The organism is Arthrobacter rhizosphaerae (genome assembly GCF_023062595.1).
Classification (GTDB): domain Bacteria; phylum Actinomycetota; class Actinomycetes; order Actinomycetales; family Micrococcaceae; genus Arthrobacter; species Arthrobacter rhizosphaerae.
On the sequence record NZ_JALLAN010000014.1, the window covers coordinates 125,143 to 142,616 of the forward strand.

The window sequence follows — 17,474 nt, forward strand, 5'->3', positions numbered from 1 at the left end:
CATATGACGCCGGCCCGCTGTAGTTGATCGGGATCGGAATGCCTGCGCCGGGCGGGCAGGCCCCTAGGCGTTGGGCCGTCCCAACCCGCGATAGGCCCAGCCGGCAGTCCGCCATTTGTCAGCGTCGAGAACATTCCTGCCGTCCAATATTCGCTTGGCGGAAACCAGCCGCCCCACGAGGTGCGGGTCCAGTTGCCTGTATTCCTCCCACTCTGTCAGGAGCAGTACAACTTCGGCATTTGCCAAGCACGCGTCAAGGTCCGGTTCAAGGTTGAGTTCGGGGAATCGGCGGGCAGCATTGGTCAATGCGCGGGGATCCGTCACTGTGACATCGGCGCCTTGCAGTTGGAGTTGCGCAGCTACGCTGAGGGCGGGCGAGTCCCTGACGTCGTCGCTCTCGGGTTTAAAGGCCGCGCCCAAAACTGCTACGCGGAGGCCCAAAAGGGTGCCCCCGCAAAATTCCCTGGTCAATTCAACGACACGCGTACGCCTGCGCATATTGATTGCATCGACCTCACGCAGGAACGTCAGGGCCTGATCTGCACCAAGCTCCCCGGCGCGGGCCATGAAGGCGCGGATATCCTTGGGCAGGCACCCTCCGCCGAATCCGATTCCCGCGTTGAGGAAATGCCGTCCGATCCTCTCATCCAGGCCGATGGCATCCGCCAGACGCGTCACATCCGCTCCCGCGGCTTCGCATACCTCTGCCATGGCATTAATGAAGGAGATCTTCGTTGCCAGGAAGGAGTTGGCTGCGGTCTTGACCAATTCTGCCGTTGCGTAGTCGGTCACCATCCTCGGGGTGTCGAGGGCGATCGAAGCAGCGTACACCTCATCCATCACCGCGACAGCGCGATGGTCTTCGTCCCCACCCGGGACGCCATAAACAAACCTGTCCGGATGCAGGGTGTCTTCTATGGCATGCCCCTCACGAAGAAACTCTGGATTCCATACCAGGTGCGCCTCCGGCTGACGCTCCGCGAGAATGTCTGCCAATCCTGCGGCAGTTCCCACCGGCACCGTGGATTTGCCCACTACGACGTCTCCCGCATCAAGGTACTGGAGCAACGAGGCGAAAGCGGCATCAACGTGCCTCAGATCGGCAGCGTTTTCACCGCGCTTCTGAGGCGTACCCACACAGATAAAATGCGCCGTTGAACCCGCAGCGATGGATATGTCGGTAGTGAAGGATAAACGACCCGTGGCCTGGAGACTTGTGAGCAGCTCATCGAGCCCGGGTTCGAAGAAGGGCGCCCTACCTTTGGAGAGCCGGTCGATCTTGTCTGCATCAACATCTATGCCCACCACGTCATGGCCAAGTTTCGCCATACACGCAGCGTGGACCGTCCCCAAATATCCGCATCCAATGATCGATATCCGCATGCCAGGTACTCACTTTGCTCTTGACGGATGGAAGAATCCCAGCGAGCTTCTGGCGCTCAAATTCGGACATGCCCAGAGACAGCGCCGCCGGGAGAGCGGGGCGCGAGGCATCGACGGCAGGTCATTTTCCCTTGGCTCGCATAAGCCAAATTTCAGGCTCGTTACTGCCAGCGGCGGGAGTTCGGAAGGCCCCATACGGGGAAGAATATCGTTTCGGCTGCCCACCGCCTAGCAATTCAGCATCATTGTGAGAGAATACGACAAACCCCGGTGGCAATTGTCGGCGGGCGCGTACTTCAATGCTCCTCACTGGACGAGGTGTGGTTATTGAACGTTTCACTAACGGTCCTGAAGTCTTTTCCAATGCGTCGTTCCACAACCCGTCCTAACCTGGCGCAACCCCTCCGGCGGGTGCCGGAGGAGGGCTTGGAACCTTGGCCATAATCCAGATTAACCAGCAACGCGCTCGTCTTTACGAGTCGCTCCGCACCGCTCATCTTGAGCGTGCCCATCAGCTGGCCCCAGCTGCAATAATCTTCCGACGGCGGCGCTACGATTTTGATGCAGACCTGACTCATGGGCTGGAACTTGTAGAGGCGGGACCGTTGAAAGCGGCAATCGTCCTGGCCCGATCCAGGGTGAGGGCCTTGGAAGTCAACGAGCCCTTGCTGCTGTCCAGTCTCCCGGCTACGGCTGTGGTCCTGCTGATGCTGGGTCTTCGAAGGCTGTTCGGGGGGCAGCGCGTAATGGTAGTCAGCTACGCGATCGCCAACAGCGATCCCTTCAAAGAACGGTTACACCTGACGTGGAAGTCGTCAGTACGCAACATCATCGAGCGCAAGCTGGCAGTTCTTGTCTGGAAGAGGCTGGACCGCGTTGCGTTTGGCACTCAAACTGCCCTGGAAACCTACTATGAGCTCTTGCCGGCCTCGGAGCATTTAGAAAAGGTTCTCATTCCCGCTCTCCCCTCTGCGTGCTCCTGCCAGCATCAGGAGAACAGGGAGACCAACCGGGTGATCTATTTGGGGGACTTCTCGGCCCGCAAAGGTTTCCCCCTGGTGCTCGCAGCCTGGCCCGCCGTTCTCCACACGAACCCCTCAGCGCGTCTGACAATTATCGGCAAAGGAGCACTGGTCCAGGATGCACTGTCCAGCGCTGCGGCGGACAGCAGCATTGAGGTCGTTGTCGACCCGCCGAGGCAGGAAATCCACCGGCAGCTACGGCGCGCTCAAGTCCTTGTCCTCCCCTCCCAATCCACGCCCATCTGGCGGGAGCAAGTTGGTCTTCCCATAGTCGAAGGCTTGGCGCACGGCTGCTCCATAGTCACCACAACGGAAACCGGGCTGGCCTCCTGGCTGGCTAGGCAACACCATTCCGTCCTCCCATCCGAATGCTCATCTGACGCGCTGGCCAAAGCGATCGAACACCAACTGGAAGTAGCTGCCCCGGCCAGAGACATAACCGCGACGCTACCGGAGCAGGACGGACGCTTGGCAGCCGATGTGTGGCTCTTCGAAGCGGATACCCGTGCCCGTGCGAAGTAAGCATGAGAAGGTAAGCGCTGAGCCAAAAGGGCGGCGAGGACTGCTGGCCACCGTAGGTGGCACAGCCATGACCAAGGCCATCGTCATGGGAGTCTCCGGCTTGCTGGGAATCATCACAAGCCAGCTGATAATCTCGCGATTTGGTATTGATGTTTACGCGCAGTACGGGTTGTTGGCCTCTCTTCCCAGTCTCCTGCCCTTTGCCGACTTGGGCATCGCTGCTGTCGTTATCAATGCGGTGGCTGGATCTTCGTCCCCAAGGTCTGATGAATATGTCCGGCGCGCGATTCTTACTGCCCTGCGCGTCCTTTTCGTTTCAGGTTTTATCTTCATTATTATTTCCGTCGCGATTTACGCATTTGGCTGGTGGCCTGGCCTGTTAGGCAACGGCTTGATTCCCGGTGACGGGCCACTGGCTGCCTGCGCATGCCTGGTGCTCTTTGCCCTGGCTCTGCCGCTCTCCATCGGCCAGCGCATTCTTGTGGGAATGGAGAGAACCAACACTCAGGTGATGAGCCAGATCGTAGTTGCGCCGTTCATTCTGTTTGCTGTCCTGATAGTGGTTGGAACTGCTGCTCCGGCAGGAAGTTTTCTGGCTATTTTTTCCTATATCGCAAATGCTTTAAATTCCCTGATCTGCCTGATCATTGCAGGAAAGATCATTTCGCCACAGCTGAAACTGGCTGTCCGGGCGGTTCCTCGGATCAAACGGTTTCCCGGTGTCAAGATTTCACATCTCGCGTGGCCGATGCTGCTTCAAATGGTTGCTTTGCCCATAGCCATGCAGACGCACCGACTATTGCTGAGCCACCTTACCGCGGGGGATGAACTGGCCCAGTACAACTTGGGCTCCCAGCTGTATGGGATCGTCATTCAAACAGTTGCCGCGGCTGGAATCGCTTTCTGGCCCATCTATGCGAAGGCCCGGTCTGCCTCCCGGGTGGAATCCCCTTTAGCCCCGACACTCTGGTTTGCTGGAGGTGGACTGGCTTTGGGCGGCGTTCTCGCAGCTCTCTCACCTTTGATAGTGGAGTTCGTCTCCGGTGGCCGGTTTCAGCTCGATGGCTGGCTAATTGGAGGGTTCGTCGTCTTTGTCGGTCTCCAGGCAGCCAAGTATCCGGTTGGCATGTACATGACGGATCACATAGGACTGCGCTTCCAGACCATTCCGATCTTCATCATGGTGCCCATGAATCTTGCGCTCTCCTGGTGGTTCATTGGACTGGTGGGCGCAGGTGGCCCGATAATCGCGTCTGCCATCTCAGTTGCCTTGTGCCAGCTTGCCCCGAATATCTGGTACGTAAAGCGGGATCTTGCCAAGCGCCGGGCCGAGGCGGGCGCAGTGTCCGAGAAAGTCTAGGTGGTTTCGATGTAGGAGCACAGGTGGGGTAATGTAAATCTCGATGTTTCACCGGGACCATTGACCATCTTTTGGTCGGTCCCATCGCGGCTGTAGCACAATGGTAGTGCGCTAGCTTCCCAAGCTCGACACGCGGGTTCGATTCCCGTCAGCCGCTCTCCTCACCAAACCTCATCGGGAACACCTTGCGGGAATTCTCCCGTTCAACCTCTCGGATAACATTTCGAACCAGGTTCTTTTCCAGGTTCTTCTTGATGGCAGCAAGCCGGGCAGTCTCGCGCTTCCGGTAACCGGCTGCCTTGAGCCGCGCCATGAAGCTGCTCACGCCCTTCGGCTCGATTTCCACGCCAATAGTGACCCGGGTACTGTCCGCAATGGGGTAGAGCGTATAGGAATAGCGGATAGACTCGGTATCTGTTTCCACCGTCTCCGCCCAGGACTTGCCCTGCACGCAATCTACAAAATCGGGAGCCAGGCTCCTGTACCCCGGAATGTTGTAGTGGTGCCGGCCCTCAACACAGAAGGTGTAAAAATCAGAGGGCGCACACGGCACCAGGACCGTGTTTTCAAGAACAATTCCCATTGCCAAATCCTGTTTTCGATGGGCCTGCCCCTTACAGTACCCACAGCGACATTTTGACATCCAATGCCCCCTGGCACAATCACCTAACGCGGCTCTCAGGCAAGTTGTGAGGTTGCTGCACCGGCTCCGTCCCCGGGTTAGCATCCCGGGTGTATCGTCATGAGTCAGGAACCTCTTCGGTTCCGCTACAGGAGCGATCATGGCTGACAAGTCCCCCCGTCAAGCAGCATCAAAAAAAGCCGGCAAGTCCATCAAGGAAAAGCGCGCCGACAAGCGGGCTGCAGCAGCGCCGGCCACCTCACTGGACAAGGCCACGTCAAAACCGGCGGCCGCCAAGAAGAAGTGACGCCCGACAAGAACCTCCTCACGCTCGGAGTTCTGGCCTCCACGCGTAAGCCGGATGAGCGCCGGCTTCCCATACATCCCAGCCATTTGGACCGCATAGCGCCCGAGCTTCGTCAGCGGATCATGCTTGAGCGAGGTTACGGCGAGCGCTATGGCGTCTCGGACGCCCAGCTCGCGCCATTGGTTGGCCGCCTGACGGGGCGGGACGAGCTCCTGGCGAGGGCCGACGTCGTGCTTCTGCCCAAGCCGCAACCCGAAGACCTTGCCGAGCTGCGTGACGGCCAGGTCCTCTGGGGCTGGCCCCACTGCGTCCAGGACCGGGCCATCACACAATTGGCGATCGACAAGAAGCTGACGTTGATTGCTTTTGAGGCCATGAACCACTGGGCCAGCGACGGCGGCTTCGGCCTTCATGTTTTCCACAAAAACAATGAGCTGGCCGGCTACTGCTCGGTAATCCACGCATTGGCACTGACCGGGTCCACCGGCGTTTACGGCCGCCGGCTCAGCGCCGTCGTCATCGGTTTTGGAGCTACGGCCCGGGGCGCTGTGACTGCCCTGAACGCCCAAGGGATCCATGATGTCCAAGTGCTGACCAACCGGGGTGTGGCTGCCGTGGGGTCGCCGATCCACTCCGTGCGGATTGCGCAATTCGATCACGACGACCAGGCCCCCTTCCTCAGCCAGGTCATCACTGAACGGGGACGGGTTCCGCTTGCGCCCTTCCTGGCCGAGAGCGACATCGTGGTCAACTGCACCCTCCAGGACCCGAATTCGCCGCTGACATACCTCCGGCAAGAAGACTTGGCGGCGTTCCACCCTGGCAGCCTCATCGTGGACGTTTCGTGCGACGAAGGGATGGGCTTCAGCTGGGCTCGGTCAACCACGTTCGCTGACCCGATGTTCAGGGTGGGCGAGAACATCGACTACTACGCCGTGGACCACAGTCCGTCCTATCTGTGGAACTCCTCGACCTGGGAAATCAGCGAAGCACTGATGCCGTTCCTCGAAACAGTCATCTCAGGTCCTGAAGCATGGAAGGACAACGACACCATCACCCGCGCGATCGAAATCCGCGAGGGCGTGATCCTCAACAAGGATGTGCTGCAGTTCCAGCTGCGGGAGCCGGCGTATCCGCACCTTCCATTGGCTGCGCGGATTCCCGTCTGACAACGCGGACCAGGTGCCGCCTGTCCCTCACGTCCAGTTTGAGGGTCAGGCGCCCCTTGCGTGCAATCACGACGGCGACGGCCACCGCCGCCAGCGCGGGGACCCCGCCGGAAACCAGGATGGCGGCCTGCGGGTCAACATGCTCGGCCACCCAGCCGATCATTGGGCCGCCGATCGCCTGACCGCCGATCAGCACCATGATGTACAGGCTCATCACACGGCCTCTGATTCCCATGTTGGAGCTGATCTGCACCAGCTGGTTGGAACCGGTGAGGAACATGAGGCACCAGAAGCCTGAAAGGACCATCGCGACGCCGAACCACAGCAGGGACGGTGCCAGCGATGCGAGGCAGAGCATCAATCCGTACATGCCCGCGCAGCTCACTACCGAGCGAAGCCGCAGTTGCCGCCGGCGGGTCGAGGCCACAGCGCCCGCCAGGGCGCCCAGGGCAACCAAGGCGTTCAGCAGGCCGTAGCCGGCGGCGCCGACGTCGTAAACGTGGTCAGCGAAGGCGGCAAGAATCACGGGAAGGCTCATGGCGAAAACGGCCACAAAACCAGCCATGAGCCAGGGCCAGTAGATGGTGGGCTTGCTCAAGGCGTAATGCAGCCCCTCCCTGAGCATGCCTTTTCGCTTAGGAGTGGGCGCCGTGATGAAGAGATTGTCCTTGCGGAGCAGCAACAGCATGGCCACCGTCGAACAGCAAGCAAGGGCATTCGCAGAGAAGGCCCAACCGGCACCCACTGCCGTCAGCAGAATTCCCGCGAGCGCTGGACCTATCAGCCCGCCCAGCTGGAAGGTTGTGGAGTTCACGCTGATGGCGTTGCGCAGGTACTTGGGCCCCACGAGTTCGTTGACAAATACCTGGCGCGCCGGCTGATCCAGCACCGTGACCAGCCCCAGCACCAGGGCGATCACATAAACGTGCCACACCTGGACCACCTGGCTGATTGCGAGAACGGCCAGGGTGGCGGCAAGGACGGCAGCCATGCACTGGCACAGGATCAGGATCTTCCTTTTGGCGAAGCGGTCCGCCATCATCCCGGCCCAGGGCCCCAGGAACAGCGACGGCATAAACTGCAGGGCCACGGTGATCCCAACCGCTGTCACGGAACCTGAGAGCTGCAGCACCATCCAGTCCTGCGCGATGCGCTGCATCCACACTGCAATGACGGCGATGAAGTGGCCTATGGCGAAAAGGCGGAAGTTCGGCACACGCAGGGAAATAAATGTCTGGCGCCAGGGCAGCCGTTCACTCACGACGGCGATCGGCTGGGTGATGTTGCCTGGTTCGGCTGGACGGTGTGTCGCGGAGGTAGCGGAATCGATGACGGGCTGGCTGACAGTTGCCGTTGACGGCGGTGGGGGTGCCACAGAGAATCCTAAGGAAGCGGTGAGCGGGGACGCCCTTAACGCTAGGATGACCCTGAGCAATTATGGAAGCGTATAGTGCCTATAACTAACATTGCGTATCGCAATACGCCCGATTAGTGGCCCTCCGCCACCGGAAAGGGATCCCGGCCGCAAGAGGAGACAATGATGTTCGAACCAACCCAGCTCCGCACATTCCTTGCGGTCGCTGAAACCCTTAGCTTTACTAAGGCGGCCGAGCGCCTTGGACTGGCGCAGCCGACCGTGAGCCAACATGTCCGGAAGCTTGAGACGGCAGCTAAGAGGGTCCTGATAGCCCGTGATACCAGGGATGTACGGCTGACCGACAACGGCGACGCCATGGCTGGTTTCGCCCGCAATATCCTCGCCGCACATGATGCCGCCTCCCGCTACTTCTCGGGTTCGGCGATGCGGGGAAGGCTGCGTTTCGGCACTGCTGACGACCTCGCCATCACAGGGCTGCCGCGCATCCTGCGGGAATTCCGCCAGATTTACCCACAGATCAACCTTGAGCTGACGGTGGGACAGAGTGATCAGCTGTACAAACGCCTCAACGCAGGGCAGCTCGATCTGGTGTTTGTGAAATGGGTGGCCGGCGCGAAGGACGGCACCGTGGTCCAGCATGATTCCTTTGCCTGGGTGGGGCTGGAGCAGACGGCCCTTACACCGGCTGATCCAGTGCCCTTGATTGCCTACCCCTCGCCGAGCCTCAGCCGGAAACTTGCCATCGACGCCCTCGAAGCCGGTGGCCGGACCTGGCGCATCACTTGCACCACCAAACAGATCAGCGGCGTCCTCGCCGCTGTCAGGGCAGGGATCGGCGTGGCAGTCATGCCGTCCTCCCTCGTTCCGGAGGACCTGAAAATCATCACCCGGCGCTTCGATCTCCCGCCTGTGGGCGACGTCGATTTCACGCTGATCCGGAACCCGTTGGCCAATTCGGAAGTCATCGATGCCCTGACCCAGTCCATCGTGGGGCGGACCATCAAGCGCTCGGCCTAGCAAAGATAACGATTGAACATCGAACGCGTATCGCCTATGCTGAATTTTGCTTATGGTCAAGAAGAGGCCTGAGACATCGCTCTGACAACGAACGCGTGTCCGCCACTCTTGGAAAGCGTTCGGGATAGGCCGCCAATGACGACAGCCCAGAATGCCCACGCTCACACCGCACCCGCTGTGCGCCCCCATGAAACCACGCGCCCCACAAGCACCGGGGCCCATCACACCAACCGCACCGCCGCCGCCACCTGGGTAGATGCCGATTACGTCGGCAACCCGTACTGCGAGCGTTGCGGCACCGATGAGTTCATCTACCTGGAAGCCTTCGTTCCGGCCAAGCATCGGCCCGACGGTTCCGTGAAGAAGCTGGGTGAAGTCACTTATTTCTGCACCGGCTGTGATGACTTTTCCGCGCACTCGGTCCCGGCATCGTGGGTGCCGCCGGGCTGGTACTTCGGCTAGAAACCCGCCACTGGGTCTCAACCGCGGAGCAATTCCCCGGGCACGGCAGCGGCATTGAACATTAAGCGGAACCGGGCTGGCACCAAGAGGTGCCGGCCCGGTTTCCCTTTTGTTCGTTTGCTGCCGCGCGCTGCGGCGGAAATAGCCTAGATCAGGCCCTCCGAGAGGTGGTTCGGCGTGCCGAACCGGTGCGCGGTGATGCTGACCGCCTGCTCGTGCACGAACGGAAGCAGCTCCACCCGGCCAGCCTCTGTCACATTGTGGGGATAGATGGCCACATCGGGTCGTCCGCCAAGCGCCGCGGCAAGCCGGGAGGGGTTACCGCCGATCAGGCGGATGCGCCCGTTCGACAGCTTGCCCGCCGTGGCGAGGCGGGCTACGCCGGCCAGCCAGTCGGCGTCGTTCTCCATCCGTGAGTGGATAGCCAGCCCGGAGAGGACCGCCTTCAGCTGGGCGGGAAGTTCGACGGCAGTGGAGACCGTCACTGCCGAACCCGCAAGCACACCGGCAGCAACGGTCCGGATGAGATCCCCGAGCGACTGGCCCTCGGAAAGTCGGACGGTCACCGGGAGCGGGCGGTAACGGAAGACGTTGCGTTCTGCGCTCAGGCCGGACACGTCCTTGGCGGTACCGAATTCCTCTGCCCATGCCAGGGCGTCTGAAGCGAGGGCGCGCTGCAGCGTTTCAAGCTCCGCCGGCTCCAGCAGGTCCTTGGCCGCGTTCAGCAGCCTTCGCACGCCGGAGTTAGTGACGGCAGCCTTTCCTCCGCCACTCTTGTCTGCCGTGCTGGTCTTGCTCACCCAGTCTCCGAGCCCGGCGAGGTAGTTGGGCCCGCCTGCCTTGGTGCCGGCCCCAACGGCTGACTTCTTCCAGCCACCGAACGGCTGCCGCTGCACGATTGCGCCGGTGATGCCGCGGTTCACGTAGAGGTTTCCAGCCTGGATGGTCTCCAGCCAGACAGCCAGTTCGGCGCTGTGGAGGGAGTGCAGGCCTGCGGTCAGGCCGTATTCAATCTCATTCTGGATGGCGATTGCCTCTTCCAGAGTGTCCGCGGTCATGACACCAAGCACCGGGCCAAAGAATTCTGTCAGGTGGAAGTAGGAACCGCGCTTCACGCCATACCGGACTCCCGGGCTCCAGAGCTTGCCCGTCTCGTCGAGCTTCTTCGGCTCCACGGCCCAGCTTTCGCCGGCGTCCAGGGTGGTCAGGGCATTGAGGAGCTTGCCCTTGGCGGGTTCGATTATCGGGCCCATCTGGCTTGTGGGGTCCTCAGGGTAGCCGACTGTCAGCGAGGTGACGGCGTCGATCAGCTGGTTGTGGAAGCGCCTCGATTTGGCTGCCGAGCCCACCAGGATCACCAGTGAAGCAGCGGAGCACTTCTGGCCTGCGTGGCCGAAGGCGGAGTAGGCAACGTCCTTGGCTGCGAGATCGAAGTCGGCGCTCGGCGTGACGATGATGGCGTTCTTGCCGCTGGTCTCGGCCAGCAGCGGCAGGTCCTGGCGGAAGCTGCGGAACAGTTCGGCGGTCTCGTAGCCGCCGGTCAGGATAACGCGGTCCACAGACGGGTGGGAGATGAGCTGCTTGCCCAGTTCCCGCTCGCCGAGCTGGACCATGGTGAGGACATCGCGGGGAACGCCTGCCTCCCACAGCGCCTCAATCATCACGGCACCGCTGCGGCATGCCTGCTTGGCAGGCTTGATCACGACGGCGGAGCCGGCAGCGAGCGCTGCCAGCGTGGAGCCGGCCGGGATGGCAACCGGGAAGTTCCACGGCGGGGTCACCACGGTGAGCTTCGCCGGAACGAACGTGGCGCCGTCGACGTCGTCAAGCTTGCGGGCGGACTCCGCGTAGTAGTGGGCGAAGTCAACGGCCTCGCTGACCTCGGGGTCGCCCTGGTCGAGGGTCTTGCCCGTTTCGCTGGCCATGACTTCGAGCAGGTCAGCGCGGCGGGCTTCCAGGACGTCGCCGGCGCGGTGCAGGATTTCTGCCCGTTCGGCTCCGGACAGGCCAGCCCAGGCCTTGCCCTTGTCCACGGCTGTTGTAATCACCGCATTGAGGGTGTCCTCGTCAGTGATGGTGGCTGCTGCCACCGAGGTGTTGCCCAAGGTGGAGGACGGAACGCGGCCAAGGATCGCCCGGCCCCAATCCCGGTTCGCCGGCAGTGCGGGATCGGTGTCCGGGGCATTCCGGAAACCCGTCCGTGGCATGGGCTCAGGAGGCAGGTTGCGGTTCTGCGTGCGGTTCGGCCCGGGCACCTGGTCGTCGAGCTTGTCCAGGGAGTTGAGGAAGCGCTGCTTCTCGCACTCGAACAGGGATTCGTTTTCGCTGAGCTCAAACACAGCGGACATGAAGTTGTCCTGGCTGGCGCCTTCTTCGAGACGGCGGATGAGGTAGGCAATCGCGACGTCGAACTCGGCGGGGTGGACCACAGGGGTGTAGAGCAGGAGTGAGCCGACGTCCTTTTTGACCGCTTCGGCCTGTCCTTGGGCCATGCCAAGCAGCATCTCGAACTCGATACTCTGCTCTGCGGTATCCGCGATGCCGCGCTGCTTGGCAAGGAGCCAGGCGAAGGCGATGTCGAACAGGTTGTGGCCTGCCACGCCGATCCGGATGTTGCGGATCCGGTCCGGGTGCAGGGCGTAGTTGATGACCCGCTTGTAGTTGGTATCAGATTCCTGCTTGGAGGAGCACGTGGCCAGCGGCCAGTCATGAAGGGAGGACTCAACCTGCTCCATGGGAAGGTTGGCGCCCTTCACGACGCGCACCTTGATGGCGGCTCCGCCCTCGGCACGCCGGGCAGCAGCCCAGTCCTGCAGGCGGATCATGGCAGCCAGTGCATCAGGGAGGTAGGCCTGAAGGACGATGCCGGCTTCAAGGTTCTTGAATTCGGGCTTGTCCAGGATCCTGGTGAAGACCGCGATGGTCATGTCCAGGTCCTTGTATTCCTCCATGTCCAGGTTGATGAACTTTGCCTTCTGCCCGTTGGCTGCATAGGAGGCTGCGCGCGCGAAGAGCGGCGTGAGCTTGTCAACAACGTGCTCGACGGCCTCGTCAAAAGCCCAGGGCGAGTGCGGGGCCACCGTCGAGGAGACCTTGATGGAAACGTAGTCGACGTCGGGGCGTGCAAGCAGGGTATGGGTGCCTTCGAGCCGGCGGGACCCTTCCCGCTCGCCCAGCACCGCCTCACCGAGCAGATTGACGTTGAGGCGGACATCGTTCTTACGGATCTTGGCGATGGCCGGGCCCAGCTTGGCGTCGGTCGCATCCACGATGAGGTGGCCGACCATTTCGCGCAAGACGCGGCGGGCAATCGGAATAACAACCTGCGGGAGGACCGGGGCCATGGTGCCGCCTACACGCACGGCGCTGCGCATGTACCACGGCAGGAAGGCGGGGACCTTCGGCGCGAGTTCGGCAAGGTTCCGGGCGGCGACGTGGAGATCGTCCGGGCGGATGACGCCGTCGACGAATCCAACGGTGAATTCCAGGCCGTTGGGATCCTTCAGGACGCCGGCCAGCTGCTCTGCTGAGGCGTCGACGGGAACCTTGGAAGCTTCGGTCAGCCAGCGGCGCACCAGTGCGATGGTTTCGTTTGCAAGGGCATGGGCCTCAAGGACTGCGGGGGCTCCGGCGACAGCCGCTTCCTGGGCCCTCTTTCCAGTGCGGGCACCGTGCTCCGTGGAGATGTTGGTCATGGCTGGTACTCGTTCTTTCCGTGATGTGGAACCGTCTTCATTCATCAGTATGAGCTCCCAATCACATAAGATAAAGCGATGTTTTCTAAGCAATACAGGTTAGGAAAACCATTGTTTTGGAAAACCGTCCGAACGTTCAAAAAATCCCCACAACCCTCCCTCACCTTTCGCCCCTTTTTGGGCAACCCTCCCTCACCTTTCGCCCCTTTTTGGGCAACCCTCCCTCACCTTTCGCCCAAAAACGCCGAACCCTCCCTCACCTGATGTGAGGGAGGGTTCGGCATAAACGTCCCTTATCTGAGGGAGCGTTCCAGGATTTGCTGCGAGAAGTGAGGGAGCGTCGTGCTGCTGATTCGCCTAGACGCGGCTCGACTCCTCGACCGGCTCATTATGGCGGGGGCTGTTGGGGTTCATCAGCGAGTGCTTACGGCCGTAGAAGAAGTAGATGGCCAGGCCGATGATGAGCCAGACGAGGAACCGCCATTTGGTGTCCGCCGGCAGCTGCCAGATGAGCAGGGTGGAGGCAAGCACACCGAAGGCAGGGATGAACGGCATGAGCGGCAGGCGGAACGTCCTGGGTGCATCCGGCTTCTTGTATCGGAACACGATCACGGCAAGGCAAACAACCACGAAGGCGGCGAGGATACCGATGTTGGTCAGGTCGGCAACGGCCTTTATCGGGAACACGCCGGCCAGCAAAGCGGAGGAAATACCCGCGATCCAGGTCACGCGTTGTGGCGTTCCATGCTTGTCCGTTCCAGCGAACCAACCGGGCAGGAGGCCGTCGCGGCTCATGGAGAACCAGACGCGAGTTACGCCAAGGAGGAATGTCAGCATCACCGTCAGGATGGACAGGACCGCGAATACCGAGATGATGGTGGCAATCACAGGCAGGCCGACGCTGGTGAAGGCGGAAGCAAAGCCTGCAGCCGGATCGATGTCCTTGTAGTTCTGCATACCCGTGAGGACCAGAGTGGCCGCAACATACAGGAGCATGGCGATGATCAAGGACAGGACGATGGCCTTGGGCATGTGCTTCTTGCCATCCTTGGCTTCCTCGGCGGCCGTACTCATGGCGTCATAACCGAAGACAGCAAAGAAGACCGTCGCAGAACCGGCCAGCACGGGGCCGAAGCCGCTGGGCATAAATGGGTTGTAGTTGTTGGTGTCGATGTAGAAGATACCCAGTCCAATGATGAACAGAATAAGGACAACCTTGATTGCCACCGCCACAAGCTCGAAGCGGCCAAAGGCCTTGGTGCCCCTGCTCAGGATCCAGGTCACCAGGAGGCAGACCAGGATGGCCGGAATGTTGATGATGCCACCCTTGCCTTCATCCGCTGTGGACGTCATCCAGATGGGCAGATGAATTCCAATCCCGGAAAGGAAGGCTTCCAGGTAACCCGAAATACCAATGGCCACAACGGCCACAATCGCAATGTACTCGAGGAGCAGGTCCCAGCCGATGAACCAGCCGATCACCTCACCCAGCGCAACGTACCCGTAGGTGTAAGCCGAACCGGCACGAGGGATCATTCCGGCGAACTCTGCGTAAGAAAGCGCTGCGGCCGCCGAGGCGAGTCCTGCGATCAGGAATGAAATCAGCACTGCCGGACCAACGCCGGGCGCTTCTTCAGTGCCTGCCGCCACCAGTCCGGCGAGGGAGAAAATCCCGACGCCGATAATCCCGCCGACGCCGATGGCCGTCAGTTGCCACAGTCCTAGTGACTTGAATAGCCCACTGTGTTTGTTCTCTTCTTCGATATCGTCGAGAGGCTTTCGCCTCATGATCGACTGGGTCATATCTTTAGTACTCATCAGGGACTCCTGCTTGTTGTGTGGACCCATCGCTCCGCCCTGTGATGGGGGTTACTGCATCCTGAACAGTATGCAAGTGTCATCCCATTAGATAAAGTGACTTTTGCTAAACATTAATCATTAGAATCTGTAACCATAAGGGGTTAACGGGAATGCGGGAGAAGAACCGATGCTCGATGTAAGGCGCCTGAGGTTGCTTCGGGAACTGCAAATCAGGGGCACTCTGGCCGAGGTGGCGGAGGCCCTACAGTACAGTCCCTCGTCAGTCTCGCAGCAGCTCGCTCTGCTCGAGAAGGAGGCCGGAGTCGAATTGCTCCGGAAGACCGGGCGAAGAGTTCAGCTGACCCCGCAAGCCGAGGTCCTCGTGGCCCACACAGCCCAACTCCTGGAGACGTTGGAGCAGGCAGAGGCCGACCTCGCCGCTTCCCTCACAACGGTGACCGGAACCGTCAGGATCGCCGTCTTCCAATCCGCAGCGCTGGCTCTCATGCCGGACACGCTCACCAGGATGGCAGCCACCTATCCTGAAGTGCGGATCGAGATGACGCAACGGGAGCCTGAAACCGCCTTGCACGAGACCTGGGCCAGGGACTTTGATTTGGTGATTGCCGAGCAATATCCCGGCCACGCAGCCCCTCGCTACCCCGAACTTGACCGCATCAAATTAACCAGCGACGCCATCAGGCTCGCCGTTCCGCCCCCTTCTGCGAACCGCCCGGCGATCACTTCCATTGCTGATGCGGCCGATCTGGCCTGGGTCATGGAGCCGCGGGGGGCAGCTTCCCGTCACTGGGCAGAACAGGCCTGCAGGACCGCAGGATTTGAACCGGACGTGCGCTTCGAAACCGCCGACCTCCAGGCCCAGATCCGCCTGATCGAGTCAGGGAACGCCGTCGCGTTTATGCCTGACCTCGTCTGGACGGGGAAGACGACGACGGCGCAACTCCTGTCCCTGCCGGGGGATCCGCACAGGACCGTGTTCACGTCAGTCCGCCGCTCCAGCGTGAAGCGCCCGGCCATTCTTGCGGCCCGTGAAAACCTTGCCTTGACGGCTGAGTCGATCGCCCCCACGGTAGCCCAAAACGGATAAGCCTGAAGCGTCCAGCGGGATGAGCCCGGGCCTTGAGGTTACGTGAATCACTGCGGCTACGGCACGGGTGACGCTACACTGGGCGGGTTATGAATCGCACAATGTTCAAGTCTAAAATCCACCGGGCCACTGTGACGCATGCCGATCTGCACTACGTCGGTTCGGTCACCGTTGACCTCGACTTGTTGGATGCTGCCGACATCCTCCCCGGCGAGCTGGTGGCCATCGTCGATGTCACCAACGGCGCGCGCCTGGAGACCTACACGATTGCCGGCGAGCGCGGGTCCGGCGTGATAGGCATCAACGGTCCTGCCGCTCACCTGGTGCAGGAAAATGACATCGTCATCCTGATCACCTACGCCGAGATGACCACCGAAGAGGCCAAGGCGTACGATCCCAAAGTCGTCCATGTGGACAAGGACAACAAGATCGTCCAACTGGGCAACGATCCCGCCGAGGGCATCACTCCCGGTCTCATGCGCCCGCCTTACGCCTTGAACAATGCCGCTCTGAGCTGACTGGGCCTCCTTCACCTTCGCAACCTTGGGACATGCTGAACCGGTCCCTCGTTCGCCCCGTTGCGGTCCGCATTCCGAGATATGGGTCGCCCCCGGCAACTTCGGCCTAATAAATCTGATTAGCTGTACCCGTGACAGCTCACCATTGCACCCTTGACCCTCTTGGGATGTCACGATGGTAGATGTTCTCGCAGGCTTCTTTGTGGTGTGGTCCATCATCCTGGTGGGAATGTTCGTCGGCAGGCGGAAACTTCTGGGTGACAATGCCCGCTCCGTCCTGAGTGGACTGACGTTTTTCGTGGCCAGTCCGGCCCTGCTGTTTGAGACTCTGAGCAAGGCGAAACTACAGGACGTCTTCGCCGCTCCCCTGCTGGTCGCCGCTGTTGGCGCCGTGGCAACAGCCACCCTTTACCTGCTGATTTCCCGGCTGCTCCTCAAAAGAGAAATGCCCGAAGCGTTGGTTTCCACAATGAGCGCCTCGCTGGCCAACTCCGCGAACCTGGGCATCCCCATCGCGGTGTTTGTCCTCGGCGACGCCAACTACGTGGCTCCTTTGCTGATCTTCCAGCTGGCTTTCTTTACCCCTGTTCTGCTGATGGCCCTCGATGCCACCACCAGTTCACATCGGACAACTCCACTGGGCTTTCTGCTGCTGATTGTCAGGAACCCCATGATCGTCGGTTCCGGGCTTGGCCTGCTGGTGGCAGGCACCGGCTGGGAGGTTCCCGCGCTGGTGATGCAACCCATCCACCTGATCGGCGGTGCCGCCATCCCCGCGATGCTCATAGCGTTCGGGATGAGCCTGAACGGTTCACGCCCCCTGCAGGCCTCGGCCGCACGGCGTCTGGACACGTTGCTGGCCAGCGGGTTCAAACTCTTCGTCCATCCGCTCCTGGCCTACTTGTTCGCACGATTCGCCTTAGGGCTGGAAGACCATGCACTTTTTGCGGCCGTGGTCACCTCTGCCCTGCCGACGGCACAGAACGTCTTTGTGGCTGCAAGCCGTTACAGGACGGGCATCACGGTTGCTAAGGACACGGTGCTCATCACGACCGTAGTCGCGGTCCCGGTCCTGATCGCGGTGGCGTTTCTGCTCAAATGATTGGGGCAG

14 protein-coding genes and 1 tRNA gene are annotated in these 17,474 nt (G+C 61.0%); 10 read left to right on the top strand and 5 right to left on the bottom strand.

Annotation, left to right across the window (positions count from 1 at the left end; translation table 11 throughout):
- Window positions 1-63 precede the first annotated feature (63 nt).
- Window positions 64-1,383 carry a UDP-glucose dehydrogenase family protein gene (locus tag MU551_RS17850; protein ID WP_247046677.1) on the bottom strand — a complete coding sequence of 440 codons (1,320 nt, stop codon included), beginning with the start codon at window positions 1,381-1,383 and terminating at the stop codon, window positions 64-66.
- A gap of 434 nt (window positions 1,384-1,817) precedes the next feature.
- Here MU551_RS17850 and MU551_RS17855 point away from each other — a divergent pair, with 434 nt between their 5' ends.
- From MU551_RS17855 to MU551_RS17865, 3 genes are all read left to right on the top strand, one after another.
- Window positions 1,818-2,927 (top strand): glycosyltransferase, encoded by a 1,110-nt coding sequence (locus tag MU551_RS17855; RefSeq protein ID WP_247046679.1) that lies wholly within the window; start codon window positions 1,818-1,820, stop codon window positions 2,925-2,927.
- 67 nt (window positions 2,928-2,994) lie between these two features.
- The gene (locus tag MU551_RS17860; protein ID WP_247046686.1) at window positions 2,995-4,287 is read left to right on the top strand and encodes a lipopolysaccharide biosynthesis protein; all 1,293 of its coding nucleotides are present in this window, start codon (window positions 2,995-2,997) and stop codon (window positions 4,285-4,287) included.
- 86 nt (window positions 4,288-4,373) lie between these two features.
- A tRNA-Gly gene (locus MU551_RS17865) sits at window positions 4,374-4,444 on the top strand.
- Here MU551_RS17865 and MU551_RS17870 read toward each other — a convergent pair.
- Complete coding sequence (locus MU551_RS17870) at window positions 4,436-4,870, bottom strand: SRPBCC family protein (protein ID WP_247046688.1); 435 nt, start codon at window positions 4,868-4,870, stop codon at window positions 4,436-4,438. The two genes, MU551_RS17865 and MU551_RS17870, sit on opposite strands and share 9 nt — an antisense overlap.
- 199 nt (window positions 4,871-5,069) lie before the next feature.
- Here MU551_RS17870 and MU551_RS17875 point away from each other — a divergent pair, with 199 nt between their 5' ends.
- Window positions 5,070-5,216, top strand: a complete 147-nt coding sequence (locus tag MU551_RS17875; RefSeq protein ID WP_247046689.1) for a hypothetical protein — start codon at window positions 5,070-5,072, stop codon at window positions 5,214-5,216.
- Window positions 5,213-6,385 carry a N(5)-(carboxyethyl)ornithine synthase gene (locus MU551_RS17880; protein ID WP_247046690.1) on the top strand — a complete coding sequence of 391 codons (1,173 nt, stop codon included), beginning with the start codon at window positions 5,213-5,215 and terminating at the stop codon, window positions 6,383-6,385. The genes MU551_RS17875 and MU551_RS17880 overlap by 4 nt, the downstream gene beginning before the upstream one ends.
- On the opposite strand, the gene MU551_RS17885 is transcribed toward MU551_RS17880, so the two are convergent.
- Window positions 6,306-7,760, bottom strand: coding sequence for an MFS transporter (locus tag MU551_RS17885; protein WP_247046692.1), 1,455 nt, complete (start codon window positions 7,758-7,760; stop codon window positions 6,306-6,308). The two genes, MU551_RS17880 and MU551_RS17885, sit on opposite strands and share 80 nt — an antisense overlap.
- Window positions 7,761-7,925: 165 nt before the next feature.
- On the opposite strand from MU551_RS17885, the gene MU551_RS17890 reads away from it, so the two are divergent.
- Window positions 7,926-8,780: a LysR substrate-binding domain-containing protein gene (locus tag MU551_RS17890; RefSeq protein WP_247046874.1), complete on the top strand. Its 855-nt coding sequence runs from the start codon at window positions 7,926-7,928 to the stop codon at window positions 8,778-8,780.
- A gap of 135 nt (window positions 8,781-8,915) precedes the next feature.
- On the top strand, window positions 8,916-9,242 hold the full coding sequence (locus tag MU551_RS17895; protein WP_247046695.1) for a hypothetical protein: 327 nt from the start codon (window positions 8,916-8,918) through the stop codon (window positions 9,240-9,242).
- A gap of 146 nt (window positions 9,243-9,388) precedes the next feature.
- On the opposite strand, the gene MU551_RS17900 is transcribed toward MU551_RS17895, so the two are convergent.
- Together MU551_RS17900 and MU551_RS17905 are read right to left on the bottom strand one after the other, a co-directional pair.
- Entirely contained in the window at window positions 9,389-12,937 is a 3,549-nt protein-coding gene (locus tag MU551_RS17900) for a bifunctional proline dehydrogenase/L-glutamate gamma-semialdehyde dehydrogenase (protein WP_247046876.1), read from the bottom strand.
- Window positions 12,938-13,294: 357 nt separating this feature from the next.
- Window positions 13,295-14,755, bottom strand: coding sequence for an amino acid permease (locus MU551_RS17905; RefSeq protein WP_247046699.1), 1,461 nt, complete (start codon window positions 14,753-14,755; stop codon window positions 13,295-13,297).
- 169 nt (window positions 14,756-14,924) lie between these two features.
- Here MU551_RS17905 and MU551_RS17910 point away from each other — a divergent pair, with 169 nt between their 5' ends.
- The 3 genes from MU551_RS17910 (at window position 14,925) to MU551_RS17920 (ending at window position 17,465) form a co-directional block, all read left to right on the top strand.
- The gene (locus MU551_RS17910) at window positions 14,925-15,845 is read left to right on the top strand and encodes a LysR substrate-binding domain-containing protein (RefSeq protein WP_247046704.1); all 921 of its coding nucleotides are present in this window, start codon (window positions 14,925-14,927) and stop codon (window positions 15,843-15,845) included.
- Window positions 15,846-15,934: 89 nt separating this feature from the next.
- Entirely contained in the window at window positions 15,935-16,363 is a 429-nt protein-coding gene (panD, locus tag MU551_RS17915) for an aspartate 1-decarboxylase (protein ID WP_247046708.1), read from the top strand.
- Between the two features lie 175 nt (window positions 16,364-16,538).
- Window positions 16,539-17,465, top strand: a complete 927-nt coding sequence (locus MU551_RS17920) for an AEC family transporter (RefSeq protein WP_247046710.1) — start codon at window positions 16,539-16,541, stop codon at window positions 17,463-17,465.
- The last annotated feature ends 9 nt before the right edge of the window (window positions 17,466-17,474 follow it).